This is a genomic window from Pseudomonas entomophila (genome assembly GCF_029193575.1).
In the GTDB taxonomy this organism is placed as follows: Bacteria; Pseudomonadota; Gammaproteobacteria; order Pseudomonadales; family Pseudomonadaceae; genus Aquipseudomonas; species Aquipseudomonas entomophila_G.
This window is the reverse complement of record NZ_JARGCS010000012.1, coordinates 122,316-139,321: the sequence shown is the minus strand read 5'-3', so window position 1 is coordinate 139,321 and position 17,006 is coordinate 122,316. Positions and strand designations below refer to the sequence as shown.

The following is a 17,006-nucleotide window of genomic DNA, read 5'->3' as shown; positions in this document are numbered from 1 at the left end:
GCAGGTCCGCCGACCGGTTTATCGGCCGCAGGTCGGGAAAGATGAGCTGGAAAGACCGGTGCGCAAGCAATAATGGCCATGAGCCACCACTTTACCGAGTGGCGCGCCCCTAGGCCAGCAGCCCGAGCGATTTGGCGCGGGCTACCGCTTGGGTGCGCCGCTCGACGCCGAGCTTGCTGTTGATGTGGCTGGCGTGGGTCTTGACGGTGTGCAGCGAGATGAACAGACGTTCGCTGATCTGCTGGTTGGAACAGCCTTGGGCGATCAACTCCAGTACCGCCAGCTCACGGCCGCTGAGGGCCTCGGTGGCCACCAGGCTGGGCAACGGCGTCTGTGGCAGGCGCGCCAGCAGCTCGGCCTGCACCGGGCCGGCCGGGCTTGCGAGCAACTGCTCGCGCAGCCACGCCGGCTGTTCGTCGAGCAGCCGCTGGAAAGGTTGCAGCACCCCGCCATGCGCCGCCTCCAGCGCCTTGGGCAGGCAACGGACGGCCTCCTGCTCGCGACCTTCGGCAAGCAGCAAGTCGACCAACTGGCACTGGGCGCTGACGACCAACATCAGCCCGCCACTGGCGTGGCCGCGTTCGACCAACGCGCGCAGACGGCTTTCGGCCTCTCCAGGGCGCATCAGGGTACGCTCCAGCAACGCTTGCTGCAGTTCGATATGCAAGGGCAGCAGCGGGTGGAATTCCGGTGCGGCGGCCGGCTGCTCGCCGCCGTAGGTCTGGCCCAGGCGTAGCAGCCAGGACTCGGCCAGGTCGGTGCGCCCCTGGGCCAGCCACAGTTCGCACTTCACCAAGGTAATCATGGCCAGGTAGAAGATCGGCGGCACGTCCCAGATGTGCATCAACCGCTCGGCCTCGGCCAGTTCGGCGAACGCCTCGGCGAAACGGCCCTCGCGGCCGTCGAGCGAGGCGATGGCGCAATGGCCGATGAGCACGCTCATGTCGCGGCAGGCACGGGCCTCGCTGAGCCCAGCGCGCAGACGGGCACGGCCCTGGGCCGGGTGCAGGCGCGAGGCCAGCAGGTAGCCGTCATACAGGGTCAGGCGCGCGCGGATGGCGTACAGCCGCTGCCCGGACAAGCCCTGCAGGCGCTGCAGGCCCTGGCGCACTTCGTCCTGGGCGCGCAGCACCTCGCCGCGGGCGTGCAGCACGCGCGCGCGGTCGTAGTGGGCCAAGGCCTCGAACAGCGGGTTGCCGACCCGCTGCGCCAGCTCCAGGGCCTCGCGGTTCCAACCCCGAGCACGCCAGAAATCGGCGTCGGCGATGGCCAGGTTGGACAGCGTCGACAAACACACCAGGCGCTGCCCGTAGCGCTTGCACGGCAAGCTTTGCAGGGCCTCTTCGCAATAGGCCAGGGTCCGCGCGCGGTCGCCACGGCCACGGGCGATGACCCCGCTCAGGGCCAGCCACTGGGCCAGCATGGACTTCTGCGCAGTGGCCGACGGCGCCGGCAGGAAGCGGCTCAGGTAACCCGCCAGTTCCTCGGCAGCGTCGAGCTGGCAGGCCAGGCCCAGGGCCCAGCTGTACAGCACGATCAGCCGTGGCGTGCTGATCAGCAGGCTGTCGGGCAAGTCCATCTTCCAGCGCAACAGCATGCCGACGTTCTGCTCGGCCAGCAGTTGCTCCTCCGACAGGCTCTGCACCAGGTCGGCGGCGACATCCAGCGAGCCGGCGCGCAGGGCCTGCTCCACCGCCTCGTCGAGCAGCCCCTGCGCCTGGAACCAGCGACAGGCGCGCAAGTGCAGGCCTGCCAACGGTGCGCTGGCCTGGCGGCTGCGCAACAGGTCGGAGAACAGGTGATGGTAGCGGAACCAGTGGCCGTGCTCGTCCAGTGGCACCAGGAACACCTGGTGGGCCTGCAGGTAGCGCAGGATGTCGGCGGCGTCATGGCGCTCGCGCAGAGCGTCGCACAGCTCGGCGCAGAAGCGCTCCTGACAGGCCGTGTCGTAGAGGAAGGCCTGCACGTCGGCCGGAAGGATCTCGATGACTTCCTCGAGCAGGTAGTCGCGAATCAGCCCTTCGCCGCCATGCAGGGCCTGGGGCAAGGCGTTTTCGTCGCCGGATTCGCTGGCCGCCAGCTGCCAGAAGCGCAGCCCGGCGACCCAGCCATCGCTGCGCTGGATCAGGTTGTCCAGTGCCTGGCCACGCAAGCCGGTGGGCTGGCGGCCGATCACGGCAAGGGCTTCGTCGGGGGTCAGGCGCAGGTCCTGCTCGTTCAGCTCGGCCAGTTGCCGCGAAAGACGCAGGCGCGCCAGGTGCCAATCCGGACGCTGGCGGCTGGTGACCAGCAGCACCAGCCCGGTGGGCAGATGGTTGAGGAAGAATTGCAGGCAGCGGTCGAGCACCGGGCCCTGGGCCAGGTGGTAGTCATCGAGTACCAGTAGCAGTGGGGTGTCGACGTGCAGGTAGAGCGTGAGTTCATCGAGCAGGCCGTCGAGCCATTCCTCGAAGGCGAACGGCTGGTGACGCTGGCGCATCTTCAACAGGCCCATGGCCTGGCCGCCCAGGGCTGGGCAGAACTGTTGCAGGCCTTCGAGCAGGCGTTCGAGGAAGCGACCGGGGTCGGCGTCACGCTGGCTCAGGCCGAGCCAGAGGCTGCGCCAGTGGTGCGGCAACTGCTGGCAGAACTCGATGGCCAGGGAGCTCTTGCCGAAACCGGCAGGGGCGTTAACCAGCAACAAACGACCGTTGAGGCCCGCCTCCAGGCGCTGGCACAAACGCGCACGCGGCACGTGGCCGTCCGGCAGCGGTGGCCGGAAGAAACGCCCGTCCAGCAGGCCAAGGGCCTGGCTGGCGACTCCATGCGTACGGGACAAATCTGTCATGGCCGGCTCGTTCTGGGTGGAAGGGTACGGCGGTACGGATGGTTGCGAGACTAGCCGGTAATGGGGGGTATTTGAAGATGATGGGCTGTAGATTGGCTGAAAAAGACTACGACAAAAAGAAACAGTGCTGATGGATGGGGCCTGGGGTTGTCTATTCAGGCCCTATCGCGGGGCAAGCCCGCTCCTACAAGGAGCGTGTCGCTCATGAGAGCACCGCGCACCAACAGAAACGCCCCGGCAAGCCGGGGCGTTCTGGGAGATCAAACGGAGTGTCTGAGGGTCGTCAGGTCAACGCACCCCCGACTGGCGCAGGGCCGCAGGCTGGAAATCGGCCTTGCTGGCGGTGAAGCCGAAGTTGTACGCGCTCTTTTCTTCGTTCTTCATGCCCAGCGCCAGGTAACGGCCCGAGTTCAGGTCGTAGATGGCTTCGAGGGTGTACCACGGCACCTGCACGTTGTAGTACGGCTGGGCATGGGCCTCGGACACGCGCCACAGCTGGTTGCGGCCGTCGTACTGGTCGATCACCGCGGCTTGCCAGGTGTCCTCGTCGATATAGAAGTCACGCTTGGCGTAGATATGGCGCTGGCCCGGTTTCAGGGTCGCCACCACATGCCACACGCGGCGCAGCTCGTAGCGCGTGAGGTCCTGGTTGATGTGGCCGGCCTTGATGATGTCGGCGTACTTGAGCTTCGGGTCGTCCAGCTTGTAGGCGTTGGAGGCGATGTACATCTCCTTCTTGCCTTCGAGCTTCCAGTCGTAGCGGTCCGGCGCGCCGTTGTACATGTCCAGGTTGTCGGAGGTGCGCAGGCCGTCGGCGGCGGTGCCCGGGCCGTCGTAGGAAACCTGCGGCGCCTGGCGCACACGGCGCTGGCCGGCGTTGTAGATCCACGCCTTGCGCGGCTCCTTGACCTGGTCGAGGGTCTCGTGCACCAACAGCACGGTACCGGCCAGGCGCGCCGGCGCGGTCACTTCCTGCATGAAGTAGAACAGCACGTTGCCTGGGTTGCTCGGGTCGTAGTCCTTCATCCGGTCGCGGAAGACGAACTGGTCCTTGAAGTAAACCAGGCTGTAGGAACCGTTCGGCTGCGGCGTGGCCTGGGTTACCAGGCGGGTCACGCTGCCGCCGCGGTAGCGGGTGATGTGGTTCCAGATCACCTCGAGGCCGCTCTTCGGAATGGGGAACGGCACCGCCGTGTCGAAGTTGTTCAGGCCGTTGCCGCCTTCGACCAGGGTGGTCTGGGTGGCATTCTTCTTGATCGCGGCGTACACGTCATCGGGCACGGTGGCGCCACGGTGGGTCTTGTACACCGGGATCTTGAAGGTCTCGGGGTAGCGCTTGAACATCGCCACCTGGCCCGGCGAGAGCTTGCTGGCGTACTGGTCGACGTTCTGCGCGGTAATGGTGAACAGCGGCTTCTCGCTGCCATACGGGTCGGACAGGAAGCCCTTGGCATCCGCGCTGCCCGCCGTCTTGCCCAGCGGCTCCCAGGGGCCGATCGAACCGTCGGCGTTGCCGGCCTTTTCCGCACCCATCGGCGTCAAGGTGGAGCCCAGCTTGGCCGCCTCGTCGGCGGAAACCGCAGCCATGACGCTGGTTGCCAGCAGGGACATGCCCAGCACACCGGCTTTCAGCAGACTTGTGGTCATCTTCATCGTTGTCGTCCTGGATCAGTGTTCTTAGAAGTTCACGCCGAAGCTGAGGGCGACGAAGTCGCGGTCATCCACGGTGCTGTACTTGCCATCGAAGAAGTTGGTGTACGACAGGCTCGCCGTGTAGGTGTTCTGGTACTCGGCGTCCACGCCCAGGCTGATCGCCTTGCGGCCTTCCTCGAAGTTGCCGCCAGGGCCTGGCGAGTAACCCGAGACGTCGTGGGACCAGGCCACGTTGGGCTTGAGGTTGACCCCGGCGAAGACGTCGTTGTAGTCCCAGATCACACGGGCGCGGTAGCCCCACGAAGTGCTGGTGGTGTAGCCGTCGTTCTCGCACTTGCGGCTGAGGTTGGCGGTCGAGGCGCCGGCCCCAGCGCCGGCGATGGTGCCGGTGTTGAGGATCTGCGAGCAGGTGTTCGCCGGGCCGGTGGCTGGCAGCGGGCCTGGGCCGAATACCGGGTCGCGGCCATAGCGGGTCTCGCGGGCGTTCTCCAGGCCGCCGACGTGGGTGACGCCCAGCTCGCCGACCACGGTCATGCGGCTGGCGCCCATCACCTGGTCGAAGAAGTGCGTCAGGGTGGTCTGGAACTGAGTGATTTCCTTGCGGCGGTAGCCGTGCAGGTCCTGGCCCGGTACGCCGTTGAGCAGCGAGGCGTTGGCCAGGGTACCGCCGATCGGGCGCACGCCCGCATAGAGGATGTCGGTGGTGTTCAACTGCACCGGCGCGTTCGGGCGGTAGCTGATCTCACCGCTCCACGCGGTGCCGGTGGGCAAGGTGGTGGAGAAGCTCAGGCCGTACAGGCGGATGTCCTCCGGGTACTCGACGAAGTACTGCGAGTTGCCCGCGACGATCAGCGGCGCCAGCGAACGCAGCTGCGCCGGCAGACCCGCCAGGCCAGCATAAACCGACGGCGCGGCGCCGGTGGCGCTGAAGATCGGCGCACGGCTGTGGTAGTTCATGAAGTAGGCACCGAACTCGGTGTCCAGCGGCTCGAACATGTAGCGCAGCGCCACGCCGAACTGGCCGCTGTCACGCGCGTCGCGGTCAGGGCCACGGCGCACCATCACGCCCTCTTCGTTGATGTTCACGCCACGGGTGGCAAGGAACTGCTGCGCGGCACCCGGCACCGTGCGGCTGCTATTGAGCACGCGCAGGTTGTCGGTGCAGCCGTCGGAGATGATGTCGGGCTGGGAGAAGAAGGTGCCGCAGTTATCGGTGACGGTCTGGTCCCACTCCAGCTGGTAGAAGGCCTCGGCCGACAGGTTGTCGGTCAGGCTCTGCGAGACGTAGAACATGTTGACCGGGATCAGGCCTTCCTTGACCTCCGCGCCTGGGCGGCGGAAGGCGGCGACGTCGATCGGGTTGATCGAGTTGATGCCGCCGCCGATGAAGGTGCTTTCACCCCAGCTGACCACCTGCTTGCCCAGGCGCACCGAGCCCGGGAGGTCGGCGATCGAGTAGTTGTGGTAGACGAAGGCGTCGAGCAGCTCGGCGCCGGACGACTTGGCGCCTTCCTTGCGGTTGGAGTCGCTGATGTCCTTGAACTCGCGGTGTTCGTCCTTGAGCTCGAAGTCGTACCAGTACTTGCCACGGACGAATACGCCGGTGTTACCGTACTTGAGTTCGAGGTCGTGGATGCCCTTGAAGATCTTGGAGAAGGTCTCGCCCTTCTTGAAGTTCAGGTGGCCGTCGTCGGAGGTCTGCGAAAGCCCCTTGCCGCCGTTGTTCACCCCGATGAGGTTCTTGTTGGGATTGGCAGTCGACCAGCTGGCCCCGATGGAGAGCGATGAATCGAACTGGCCTTCGATTTCCCCGATGTTGAAGCTGACAGCGAATGCGGGGCTTGCGAGCGTGGAAGCGAGGCTGACGGCCAAGGGCAACTTGGCCCGGCGCCAGAACGGGTTTGCAGATGTCATCGACGCTACTCCATGTACTTTTTTGTTATGGCAGTGAGTCCTTTCAGAAACGGCTTGAGCGCCTGGTTGAAGCAGGCTCCTGCCCGCGGCGACGCGGCGTGTGCGCATCGCCCTCCCCCATTCCTGAAAATCCCCTGACCCGACTATAGCCAGCGGTCACAGGTGCTTGATCCCTCTAAAGTGTGATTTGCGTCTCCTGCCGGCGGCCTACCGCGAAGGGCCGTGCTGAACGCTGGCAGTGCTCAAGCATGGCTCAATTTCGCCGTTTGACAAGGCGCGGTGCCCTCTAACACGCGGGCCGCGCCAAAGGCGGCGCGGCCAAGGGGTGGCGTTACAGGGTAGAGAGGAACGTACTGTTACTGGCCTGCCAGACGGTGATGTCCACGCGGATGCGCTTCTTGTCGAGCTTGCCGACGCTGGTCTTGGGAATTTCAGTAACAATGGCGATCTGGCTGGGGATCGCCCATTTGTTGATGTGGCCGAGCTCGACGAAGGGCTTGAGGTGCTCCTTGAGCAGCTTGGCGTCCAGGGCCTGGTCGTCGCGCAGCACCAACAGGGCGAACGGGCGCTCGCCCCATTGCGGGTCGGCGACACCGACCACCGCCACTTCGCGCACGGCGGGGTGGCGGCTGATCAGGTCTTCCAGGTCGAGGGAGGAGATCCATTCGCCGCCGGTCTTGATCACATCCTTGATACGGTCGCGGATGTCGATGTAACCCATGCTGTCGAGGGTCGCGACGTCACCGGTGTGCAGCCAGCCACCCGCCCACAGCTCGCGGCTCTTTTCCGGCTCGTTGAAGTAGCCCATGGTCAGCCACGGGGCGCGTAGCACCAGCTCGCCCTGGGTCTCGCCATCAGCGGGGAGGAAATGGCCGTCGCCGTCGACGATGGCTGCCTCCACCAATGGCACCGGCACGCCCGCCTTGATCCGATAGGTGACACGTTCGTCCTCGCTGCCGGCGCGCAGCTCCTCGTTCAGGTGCGCGCAGGAGATCAGCGGGCAGGTCTCGGACATGCCGTACGCGGCCGTCAACTGGATGCCGCGGGCCAGGGCCGCCTCGTACAGGCCGCGGTTGAGCGCGCTGCCGCCGATGATGATCTTCCAGCCGCCGAAATCCTGGCCGGCGCCCGATGGGCAGTTGAGCAGCATCTGCAGGATGGTCGGCACGCAGTGGGAGAAGGTCACCTTCTCGTCGCGCCACAGCTTGAGCAGCATGTCGGGCTCGTAGCGCCCCGGATATACCTGCTTGATGCCCATCATCGTCGCCGCATACGGGATGCCCCAGGCGTGCACGTGGAACATCGGCGTGATCGGCATGTACACGTCGTTGCTGGTCAACAGGCGCACGCTGTCCAGGCCACCGAGCACCGAGGTCTCGGCCAGCGTGTGCAGCACCAACTGGCGGTGGGTGAAGTACACACCCTTGGGGTTGCCGGTGGTGCCGGTGGTATAGAAGGTGGTGGCCACCGAGTTCTCGTCGAAGTCGGGGAAGTCGTAGTGCGGGCTGGCGCTGGCGAGCAACTGCTCGTACTCGCCGACCAGCCCCGGCAGCTCGGCGCTCTTGCTGGGGCCATCGGTCAGCAGCACGGTCTTCTCCACCGTGGCCAGTTGGCTGGCGATGCCCTGGTAGAGGCCGACGAAGTCACTGTTGACCAGCACGAAGCGGTCTTCGGCATGGTTCATGGTGTAGAGGATCTGGTCCGGCGAGAGGCGCACGTTGATGGTGTGCGCCACCGCGCCGATCATCGGGATGGCGAACATGCACTCCAGGTAACGATGGCTGTCCCAGTCCATCACCGCCACGGTGTCGCCGGCCTTGACGCCGGCCTCGGTGAGCACGTTTGCGAGCCGTGCGATACGCTCGTTGAGCTGCGGGTAGGTCAGGCGCAACTGGTCGCGGTAGACGATCTCGCGGGTCTTTTCGTAGCGGCTGCCGGACATCAGCAGGCGCTTGATCAGCAGCGGGAAGGTGTAGGCGCCCTCAGCGGGCTGGATGATGCGGGTCTGCAACATGGGTATCCCTTTTCTGGAAAGCTTGCCGGACATATCAGGCACTTACTGTAGAACGGTGACGCGCCGGTCAAATCAGCCGAAGGAATGATTTGGCCGGGCGAGGTATGAGTGGCACCGTTGACGGCGGGCGCCAGCGCGTTTCACTCTGATGCTCCCATCCCCGCCCGGAGCCAACAATGCCGCGCCACGCCGTTTTTCTCGACCACCACTCCCTCGACTTGGGCGACCTCGACCTCTCGCCGCTGGCCGACCAGTTCGACAGCTTCCAGCCCTACCCTGCAACCACCCCCGAACAAGTCGCCGAGCGCCTGCGAGGCGCCACTGCGGTCATCAGCAACAAGGTCGTGCTCGACGCCGCGACACTGGCCGCCAACCCGCAACTGAAACTGATCCTGGTGGCCGCCACCGGGACCAACAACGTCGACCTGGCCGCCGCCCGCGCCCAGGGCATCATCGTGTGCAACTGCCAGGGCTACGGCACCCCGTCGGTGGCTCAGCACACCCTCGCCCTGCTGCTGGCCCTGGCCACGCGCCTGTGCGACTACCAGCAGGCGGTCAAGGACGGGCAGTGGGCCAGGGCCAAGCAGTTCTGCCTGCTGGACTTCCCGATCGTCGAACTGGAAGGCAAGACCCTCGGCCTGCTCGGCCACGGCGAGCTGGGTGGCGCGGTGGCACGCCTGGCCGAGGCGTTCGGCATGCGCGTGCTGAGCGGGCAGATTCCCGGTCGGCCGCCGCGCGCCGAGCGCCTGCCACTGGACGAACTGCTGCCACAGGTCGACGCGCTGACCCTGCATTGCCCGCTCAACGAACACACCCGGCACATGCTCGGCGCCCGCGAACTGGCCCTGCTCAAGCCCGGCGCGCTGGTGGTCAACACCGCGCGCGGCGGCCTGATCGACGAGCAAGCCCTGGCCGACGCATTGCGCAGCGGGCACCTGGGTGGCGCGGCCAGCGACGTGCTCAGCGTCGAACCGCCGGTCAACGGCAACCCGCTGCTGGCCGCCGACGTGCCGCGCCTGATCGTCACCCCGCACAGCGCCTGGGGCGCGGTGGAGTCGCGCCAGCGTATCGTCGGGCAACTGGCGGAAAACGCCCAGGCGTTCTTCGCCGGGCAACCGCGGCGAGTGGTCGGCTGAGACGCCGATGCCTCTGGTACACTGCGCCACTTTTTCAGGAGAGGTCGCCCATGGACCCGCGCAGTGAAGTGTTGCTCCGTCAGGCCGAGTTGTTCCAAGGCCCGCTGCTGCTCGCCGGGCTGCCCGCCGACGACTTGCTCGGGCGTTTGCCCCAAGCCCACGGCTGGACCTGGCATGCCGGTGACCAGGCGCGCCTGGGCGAGCGTTTCGACGGTCGCAGCCATTACGGCGTCGAAGCGCCTGGCGTGGCCTTCGACGCCGCGGTGCTGTTCCTGCCCAAGTCACGCGAGCTGGCCGCCTACCTGCTCAATGCGCTGGCCGCGCGCCTGGCCGGGCGCACGCTGTACCTGGTGGGAGAAAAACGCGGCGGTATCGAGGGTGCGGCGAAGCAGCTGCAAGCCTTCGGCAAGCCCCGCAAGCTCGACAGTGCCCGCCATTGCCAGCTGTGGCAGGTGACCGTGGACAACGCCCCCGAGGCCAAGCCGCTGGAAAGCCTGGCCGAACACTTCGAACTGCCATTGGAAGATGGCCCGCTGACGATCGTCAGCCTGCCAGGGGTCTTCAGCCATGGCCGCCTGGACCGTGGCACGGCGCTGCTGCTCAAGCACTTGGAGCAGCTGCCCAGCGGCCACGTGCTGGACTTCGGCTGCGGGGCCGGCGTGCTCGGTGCCACGGTCAAGCGGCGTTATCCACAGAGCCGGGTGACCTTGTTGGATGTCGACGCCTTCGCCGTGGCGGCCAGCCGCCTGACCCTGGCGGCCAATGCGCTGGAAGGCGACGTGATCAGCGGTGATGGCATCGATGCGGCACCGGATGAACTGGCAGTGATCCTGAGCAACCCGCCGTTCCATACCGGGGTCCACACCGATTACCAAGCGTCGGAAAACTTGCTGCAAAAATCTGGAAAACACCTGAGAAAAGGCGGCGAAATACGCTTGGTTGCCAACAGCTTCCTGCGCTACCAGCCACTTTTGCAAAGCGCGTTGGGCAACTGCCAGGTACGCGCCGAGGGCGACGGTTTCAGGATTTACCAGGCAACACGCGGATAAAAACAGAGCTTGCCGAAAGCGGTCGCCGTAGGCAGAATCCGCTCCGTCCTAGGGGAGTAGTCTCCCGCGAGCCCCCCGCTCGCCCGGTACGCGTCAACACACTTGGCCCACAGGCCATGGCGCGTGCGACCCAGCTCTGCGAAGAGCCAAGATCCGCGCAGACGGATCCTGGGTTTGACAAGACCTATGACACGCACACCTTACCCGGGGCGGGGAGGCTGTACGTGTCATAGCCGTGTCGACCCGCCCCCGTAGGAATCCTGATGCTGGAATCGCTGCTCGTCCCCACCGCCATCGTTGCGCTCGCCGAAATCGGCGACAAGACGCAACTGCTCGCGCTCATCCTCGCCGCACGCTTTCGCAAGCCCTGGCCCATCATCGCCGGCATCGTCGCCGCCACCCTCGCCAACCATGCCGCCGCCGGTGCCGTGGGCGCCTGGGTCAGCGGGTTCTTCAGCGAAACCGTGCTGCACTGGATACTCGCCGCCAGCTTCACCGCCACCGCCCTGTGGACCCTGGTGCCGGACAAGATGGATGACGACGAGGCCGGCGCGGCGCGGCGCTTCGGGCCGTTCGTGACCACGCTGATCGCGTTCTTCCTGGCGGAAATCGGCGACAAGACCCAGGTCGCCACGGTAATGCTCGCCGCCCAGTACCCGCACCTGATCATGGTGATCATCGGCACCACCCTGGGCATGCTGATCGCCAACGTGCCGGTGGTGCTGGCCGGTAACTTCGCGGCCGAGAAACTGCCGCTGGCGTTGATCCGGCGCCTGGCGGCGGCGGCGTTCTTCGTGCTGGCCGTGGTGGCGGTGTACTCGGCGATGAAGGCCAGTGGCTGGGTGGGATGACCCGCGGAGGGCTGCGCAGCAGCCCCCCTGCGCCGATTACTTCTTCGCCGCCTGATAGAGCGGCATCACCTTGGGAATCGCCGCCTGCAACGAGGCGATCCGGCTGCTGGAGGCCGGGTGGGTGCTCATGAACTCCGGCGGCGCGCCTTCGGACGCCTTGCTCATCTTGTTCCACAGGCTGATCGCGGCGTTCGGGTCGTACCCGGCGCGGGCCGAGAGTTCCAGGCCGATCAGGTCGGCCTCGTTCTCGTTGGCGCGGCTGTTGGGCAGCGTCATGGCGTAGTTCACCACGGTGTCGGCCAATGCCATGCTGTCCTGGCCCAGGCCCAGCAAGGCACCCGCGCCCTGGCGCGCCACCTCGACGCCATAGGCCTTGGACATCGCCTCACGGCCATGCTCGCGCAGGGCGTGGGCGATCTCATGGCCCATCACGGCGGCGATCTCGGCATCGGTGAGCTGCAGCTTATCGATCAAGCCGGTATAGAAGATGATCTTGCCGCCCGGGCCGCAGTTGGCATTGAGCTCGTCGCTCTTGATCACGTTGACCTCCCACTTCCACTGCGCGGCATCCGGGCGGAACTGCGGGGCCTGGGCGATCAGCCGGTCGGCGATGGCCTGCACGCGCTTGGCGGTGGCGCTGGACTTGTCCAGCATGCCCTTGCTCGACGCCTCGCCGAGGGTCTGCTGGTACGACTGCGCGTACATCTGGTTGACCTCGTCGGTCGAGAGCATGCTGAACATGTACTGCTTGCGCTCGACGCCCACCGCGCCACCGCTGGTGGTGTTCACCGCCTGGCAGCCACCCAGCACCACGCCGGCACCCAGCAGGCCGGCAACGATCGTTCTACGCATGAAAACACTCCCTATCCACATGCGCCGTATCCTAGGGCCAGTTGCCCGCCCCCGCCATAGCCGCAGGGAAGATTTCTTGCCGGCCCCTCATGCTTTCGTATTACCCCGCCGATAACAGGAAAAACCGACCTCCTCGTGCGGAGCCTTCCAACAATGAAGTTCAAGTCGATCCAGTTTTCCGTCGCGGCGCTGGCCGGTGCCATCGTGCTCAGCATCGTCGCCGCCCTGGTGCTCTACGCCGTGTACTCCGGCGAACGCACCCAGACCCTGGTGCAGCAACGCACCCAGCAGCAATTCGAAAGCGTGATCGAACAGCGCCTGGCGGCGCTGGCCCGCACCCAGGTCAGCGAGATCCAGCGCGGCCTGGAAGCGCCGCTGCTGATCAGCCGCAGCCTGGCCACCCTAAATGAGATGCTCGGCATGCAGGACAGCGAGGGCAAGCCGCTGATGCAGCTGGACCGCGCCTACCTGGTCAACCAGCTCAAGCGCACCGTCGAGGTCAACCCGAGCGTGCTCGGCGCTTACCTGGGCTGGGAGCCAAACGCGCTGGACAAGGCCGACAGCAACGGCGAACGCTTCCTGCCCTGGTGGTTCCGCAATGCCGACGGCAGCCTGGGTTACGATCGGCTGGTGGACGTCAACGACCACACCCTCCTCTCGACCGGGGTACGCGCCAGTGAATACTACCTGTGCTCGAAGGAGTCGAAGAAAGCCTGCGTGATCGACCCCGCGCCCTATAAGGTGGGTGACAAGATGGTCATGCTCGCCTCGTTCGTCGAGCCGATTCTGGTCAACGGCCAGTTCCAAGGCATCGCCGGCGCCGACCTGTCGGTGAACTTCATCCAGGACCTGCTCAATGCCGCCGACCGTCAGCTCTACAACGGCGCCGGCGAGCTGGCCCTGGTGTCGGCCAACGGCCGCCTGGTGGCCTACACCCGCGACGCCTCCAAGTTCGGCGAGAAGGCCAGCGACGTGCTCGACTCGTCGGAAGCCGCGACCCTGGCCAGCCTCAAGGGCGAGGAACTGCACTACAAGGTCGACAGCAGCAAGGATCGTATCGAGCTGTTCCTGCCGTTCAAGGTCGCCAGCACCGACGCCCGCTGGGTGCTGTTGCTGGAAATGCCGCTGAGCACGGTGATGGCCGACGTCAACCAGCTGCAACACGACCTGGCCGCGCAACGCCGCACCGACATCACCGGCATGACCCTGGTGGGCCTGGGCATCGCCGCCCTCGGCCTGCTGGTGATCTGGTTGCTGGCCCACGGCATCGCCCGTCCGCTGCGCCAGATGGTCGCGATGCTCGACGACATCGCCCAGGGCGAAGGCGACCTGACCCGGCGCCTGCAAAGCGACCGCGCCGACGAGCTGGGTGCCATCGCCACGGGCTTCAACACCTTCCTGGCCAAATTGCAGGCGATGATCAGCCAAGTGGTGACCTCGGTGCAGAAAGTCAGCGACTCGTCGGAGCACACCGCCGACATCGCCATCCGCACCAACCAGGGTGTGCACAAGCAAATGGCCGAGATCGACCAGGTGGCCACCGCCGTGCAGGAGATGACCGCCACTGCCCAGGACGTGGCGCGCAACGCCACCCACGCCGCGCATGCCGCGAGCAACGCCGACCAGGCGGCCAACCAGGGGCTGCAGATCGTGCGCGACACTTCCCACTCCATCAGCGTGCTGGCCACCGAGATCGGCCGCGCGGTGACCGTGGTGCAGGACCTGGCCCGCGATTCGGAAAACATCAATGCGATCCTGGTGGCGATCCGCGCCATCGCCGAGCAGACCAACCTGCTGGCGCTCAATGCCGCCATCGAGGCCGCGCGTGCCGGTGAACAGGGCCGGGGCTTCGCGGTGGTCGCCGACGAGGTGCGCAACCTGGCGCAGAAGACCCAGCAGGCCACCGAAGAAATCCAGCAGATGATCCAGCAGTTGCAGCAAGGCACCCGCGAAGTGGTCAGGGTGATGGAGGACAGCCAGGGCAAGACCGACGACAGCGTGCAGCAGGCCAGCCGCGCGGCCGAGGCGCTGGAGAGCATCACCCAGGCAGTGTCGGTGATCAACGACATGAACACCCAGATCGCCAGCGCCGCCGAGCAGCAGAGCGCGGTGGCCGAGGACATCAACCGCAACGTCATCAACATCGGCCAGGTGGCCGGTGAAGTGGCCGGCGGCGCGGACGAGTCGAGCCAGGCCAGTGCCGAGCTGACCAAGCTGGCCGAGCAGCAGCGGCGGTTGATCAATCAGTTCAGGGTTTGAGTGGCGGCGGTATACCTGATGGGCTGGCCCCGCGATGGGGCCGGCGTGGCAACCCGATGACCACCCGCCTCACGCCGGCGTCAGGCACTCCGGCGCATCCAGCTTCGGGTCATTGACGAAATGCGCCAAGGCCCGCTCGCGCAACGCCGCTGGCGGGCTGGCCAGCAACTCATGCAGGCGCGGCAGCGGCGTCTGCGGGTCGAGCCACGCCGCCTGCCCCGCTTCATCGAGAATCAACGGCCGCCGCTGGCTCACCACCGCCTGGGTGACGACCGCGCAACTGAGCCACACCTGCTCCTGCACCGGGTACGCCTCCCACACCGCCGCGTAGAACAGCGATGCGCCCTCCCCGGGGGTCAGCCAGTATGGCCGCTTGCGCACGTTGCCGCGCCACTCGTAGAAGCCGTTGGCCGGCATCAGGCAGCGCCGCTGGCGGAACGCCTCGCGGAACATCGGCTGCTCGGCCAGGGTTTCGGCACGCGCCTGGGCCGGCGTGCGGGAGAGGTCGGTCAACCACGGCGGGGTCAGCCCCCAGCGTGCCCGCGCCAGTTGCAACTGACCGTCGAGCTGGCGCTGGATCAGCACCGAGGCGCCGGGGGCGATGTTCCATTGGGCGCGCTGGTCGGCGGGAAAGCCCGGCAGCGCGGCAAAGGCCGGGGACCAGCGAAAGAGGGCGTAGCGTCCACACATAGGGCGAAAACAACCTAGCAGATCAGGGTGCCGGGAATGCTCTCCGGCTCGTCGCCGAAAACGGGCTGGGCAGCATTGTACGCATCGATCAGCTGGCGTGCGTAATCGGCGTGCTGGTCGGCCACCGCCAGGGCCAGCAGGCCGTGCATGGGCAGGTCGCCCATGGCGCCGACCAGGTCGCCGCCCACCAGGTGCACCGCGATGCCCTCATTGGCCAGCATGCCGACCAGCATCTCGGCCTCCATCAGGCTGGCCGGTTCGTAGATCCGTTGCATCAGGCATCATCCTCGCGCCGCACCTCGAGCATCCATTCGTCACCATGCACCTGCAAGATGAACACGATGGGCTGGCAGCATACCTGGCAGTCCTCGGTGTAGACCTGGTCGCCGCCGGACAGATCGACGGTGGTTTCCACCGATTCGCCGCAATAAGGACAACGATAGAAGTCAGTCTCTAGCATCTGGGGGCCTGCGCGGTGACTTGTGCGTATAATTGCCGGTCTGTTTACAGGGCCTGCGTGTGTCCGAGCCGTTTTTCGGAGCCCACCCCTACCTTATTACCCTAGCCGTTTCCAACAAGAGAGCATGATGGGCGAATTCGATGCCATCCGACCGTACGACGACGCTGAGGTCCCTGCCGTCCTGGCACGCCTGCTCAGCGACCCGGCATTCCTCGATATCCTCACCCACTTCCGCTTCCCGCGCGCGGCGGGCGCCTTCGGCTGGCTGCTCAAACCGCTGATCGCCCGGCGCCTGCGCCAGGAGTTCGCTGGCGTTACCTGCGTCTCCACACTGCAGGACAAGGTCGAGTACTACGTCGACCGCACCATCGACCGTGCCACCGACGGCGTCACCTACACGGGCGTCGAGCAACTGAAGGCCGGTACCGCCTACCTGTTCCTGGCCAACCACCGCGATATCGTGATGGACCCGGCGTTCGTCAACTACGCGGTCTACCACGCCGGCCTGCCGACACCACGCATCGCCATCGGCGACAACCTGCTGCAAAAGCCCTTCGTCAGCGACATGATGCGCCTGAACAAGAGCTTCATCGTGCACCGCTCGCTCAGCGGTCGACGCGAGAAGCTGGCGGCCTACCAACTGCTGTCGGCGTACATCAACCATTCGATCCGCAACGACGGCGCCTCGATCTGGATCGCCCAGGCCGAAGGCCGCGCCAAGGACGGTGACGACCGCACCGATTCGGCGATCCTCAAGATGTTCCACATGAGCCGCAAGGACGAACCCTTCGGCTCGGTGATCCAAGGCTTGAACCTGATCCCGGTGTCGATCAGCTACGAATACGACCCCTGCGACCAGGCCAAGGCCCGCGAGCTGTACATCCGCGCCACCACCGGCGGCTACAAGAAGGCGCCGGGCGAGGACGACAACAGCATCGCCCTGGGCATTACCGGCTACAAGGGCCGGGTGCACATCAACTTCGCCCCGCCGGTGACCGAGTACTTCGAGGACACCAAACAGCTGGCCCAGGAGATCGACCGGCAGATCCTCGGTGGCTACCGGCTGTTCCCGGTCCACTACCTGGCCTATGCGATGTGGGACGAGAAGGATGCGGCGCTGGGCGTGCCACCGGCCGAGAAGGTGTTCCCGGCCGACGAGCTGGAGCGCGCCAAGGCCGAATGGCAGCGCCGCCTGGACGCCTGCCCGGCCGAGCACCGGCCATACCTGGTGTTGCAGTACGCAACGCCGGTGCGCAACCAGTACCAGGTCAAGGCGCAGAGCCCGGTCGCCTGAAACAGGC

The 17,006-nt window shown here is 66.1% G+C and carries 13 protein-coding genes, 1 pseudogene and 1 riboswitch; of the genes and pseudogenes, 6 read left to right on the top strand and 8 right to left on the bottom strand.

Annotation, left to right across the window (positions count from 1 at the left end):
- Positions 1 to 109: 109 nt before the first annotated feature.
- The 4 genes from P0Y43_RS05440 to P0Y43_RS05425 all read right to left on the bottom strand — a co-directional run bounded on the left by P0Y43_RS05440 (position 110) and on the right by P0Y43_RS05425 (position 8,408).
- Positions 110 to 2,827 (bottom strand): LuxR C-terminal-related transcriptional regulator, encoded by a 2,718-nt coding sequence (locus tag P0Y43_RS05440; RefSeq protein ID WP_275636281.1) that lies wholly within the window; start codon positions 2,825 to 2,827, stop codon positions 110 to 112.
- A 288-nt stretch (positions 2,828 to 3,115) separates the two neighbouring features.
- Complete coding sequence (locus tag P0Y43_RS05435) at positions 3,116 to 4,480, bottom strand: DUF1329 domain-containing protein (RefSeq protein WP_275636280.1); 1,365 nt, start codon at positions 4,478 to 4,480, stop codon at positions 3,116 to 3,118.
- A 24-nt stretch (positions 4,481 to 4,504) separates the two neighbouring features.
- Positions 4,505 to 6,394 (bottom strand): DUF1302 domain-containing protein, encoded by a 1,890-nt coding sequence (locus P0Y43_RS05430; RefSeq protein ID WP_275636279.1) that lies wholly within the window; start codon positions 6,392 to 6,394, stop codon positions 4,505 to 4,507.
- A 331-nt stretch (positions 6,395 to 6,725) separates the two neighbouring features.
- Complete coding sequence (locus P0Y43_RS05425; protein ID WP_275636278.1) at positions 6,726 to 8,408, bottom strand: fatty acid--CoA ligase; 1,683 nt, start codon at positions 8,406 to 8,408, stop codon at positions 6,726 to 6,728.
- A 176-nt stretch (positions 8,409 to 8,584) separates the two neighbouring features.
- Between P0Y43_RS05425 and P0Y43_RS05420 the strand changes: the two genes are divergently transcribed.
- The 3 genes from P0Y43_RS05420 (at position 8,585) to P0Y43_RS05410 (ending at position 11,444) form a co-directional block, all read left to right on the top strand.
- Entirely contained in the window at positions 8,585 to 9,544 is a 960-nt protein-coding gene (locus tag P0Y43_RS05420) for a 2-hydroxyacid dehydrogenase (RefSeq protein ID WP_275636277.1), read from the top strand.
- Positions 9,545 to 9,594: 50 nt separating this feature from the next.
- Positions 9,595 to 10,593, top strand: a complete 999-nt coding sequence (locus P0Y43_RS05415; RefSeq protein WP_275636276.1) for a class I SAM-dependent methyltransferase — start codon at positions 9,595 to 9,597, stop codon at positions 10,591 to 10,593.
- Between the two features lie 39 nt (positions 10,594 to 10,632).
- A riboswitch (yybP-ykoY riboswitch) is annotated at positions 10,633 to 10,769 on the top strand.
- Between the two features lie 90 nt (positions 10,770 to 10,859).
- A complete protein-coding gene (locus P0Y43_RS05410) occupies positions 10,860 to 11,444 on the top strand; it encodes a TMEM165/GDT1 family protein (protein WP_275636703.1) in 585 nt (194 codons plus the stop codon).
- 36 nt (positions 11,445 to 11,480) lie between these two features.
- On the opposite strand, the gene P0Y43_RS05405 is transcribed toward P0Y43_RS05410, so the two are convergent.
- Complete coding sequence (locus P0Y43_RS05405) at positions 11,481 to 12,296, bottom strand: M48 family metallopeptidase (RefSeq protein WP_275636275.1); 816 nt, start codon at positions 12,294 to 12,296, stop codon at positions 11,481 to 11,483.
- Between the two features lie 153 nt (positions 12,297 to 12,449).
- Here P0Y43_RS05405 and P0Y43_RS27025 point away from each other — a divergent pair.
- Positions 12,450 to 13,700 (top strand): annotated as a pseudogene (locus P0Y43_RS27025) (HAMP domain-containing protein); the annotation flags it as partial.
- Between the two features lie 12 nt (positions 13,701 to 13,712).
- A complete protein-coding gene (locus P0Y43_RS27020) occupies positions 13,713 to 14,555 on the top strand; it encodes a methyl-accepting chemotaxis protein (protein WP_430540224.1) in 843 nt (280 codons plus the stop codon).
- A gap of 69 nt (positions 14,556 to 14,624) precedes the next feature.
- On the opposite strand, the gene P0Y43_RS05395 is transcribed toward P0Y43_RS27020, so the two are convergent.
- The 3 genes from P0Y43_RS05395 to P0Y43_RS05385 are packed head-to-tail and all read right to left on the bottom strand — an operon-like array spanning position 14,625 to position 15,705.
- Positions 14,625 to 15,245: an SOS response-associated peptidase gene (locus tag P0Y43_RS05395; RefSeq protein ID WP_275636273.1), complete on the bottom strand. Its 621-nt coding sequence runs from the start codon at positions 15,243 to 15,245 to the stop codon at positions 14,625 to 14,627.
- A 14-nt stretch (positions 15,246 to 15,259) separates the two neighbouring features.
- Positions 15,260 to 15,520 carry a putative signal transducing protein gene (locus P0Y43_RS05390; protein ID WP_275636272.1) on the bottom strand — a complete coding sequence of 87 codons (261 nt, stop codon included), beginning with the start codon at positions 15,518 to 15,520 and terminating at the stop codon, positions 15,260 to 15,262.
- The gene (locus P0Y43_RS05385) at positions 15,520 to 15,705 is read right to left on the bottom strand and encodes a CPXCG motif-containing cysteine-rich protein (protein ID WP_225788530.1); all 186 of its coding nucleotides are present in this window, start codon (positions 15,703 to 15,705) and stop codon (positions 15,520 to 15,522) included. Before P0Y43_RS05385 ends, P0Y43_RS05390 begins: the two co-directional genes overlap by 1 nt.
- A 124-nt stretch (positions 15,706 to 15,829) precedes the next feature.
- Between P0Y43_RS05385 and P0Y43_RS05380 the strand changes: the two genes are divergently transcribed.
- Entirely contained in the window at positions 15,830 to 16,999 is a 1,170-nt protein-coding gene (locus tag P0Y43_RS05380; RefSeq protein ID WP_275636271.1) for a 1-acyl-sn-glycerol-3-phosphate acyltransferase, read from the top strand.
- Positions 17,000 to 17,006: the final 7 nt, after the last annotated feature.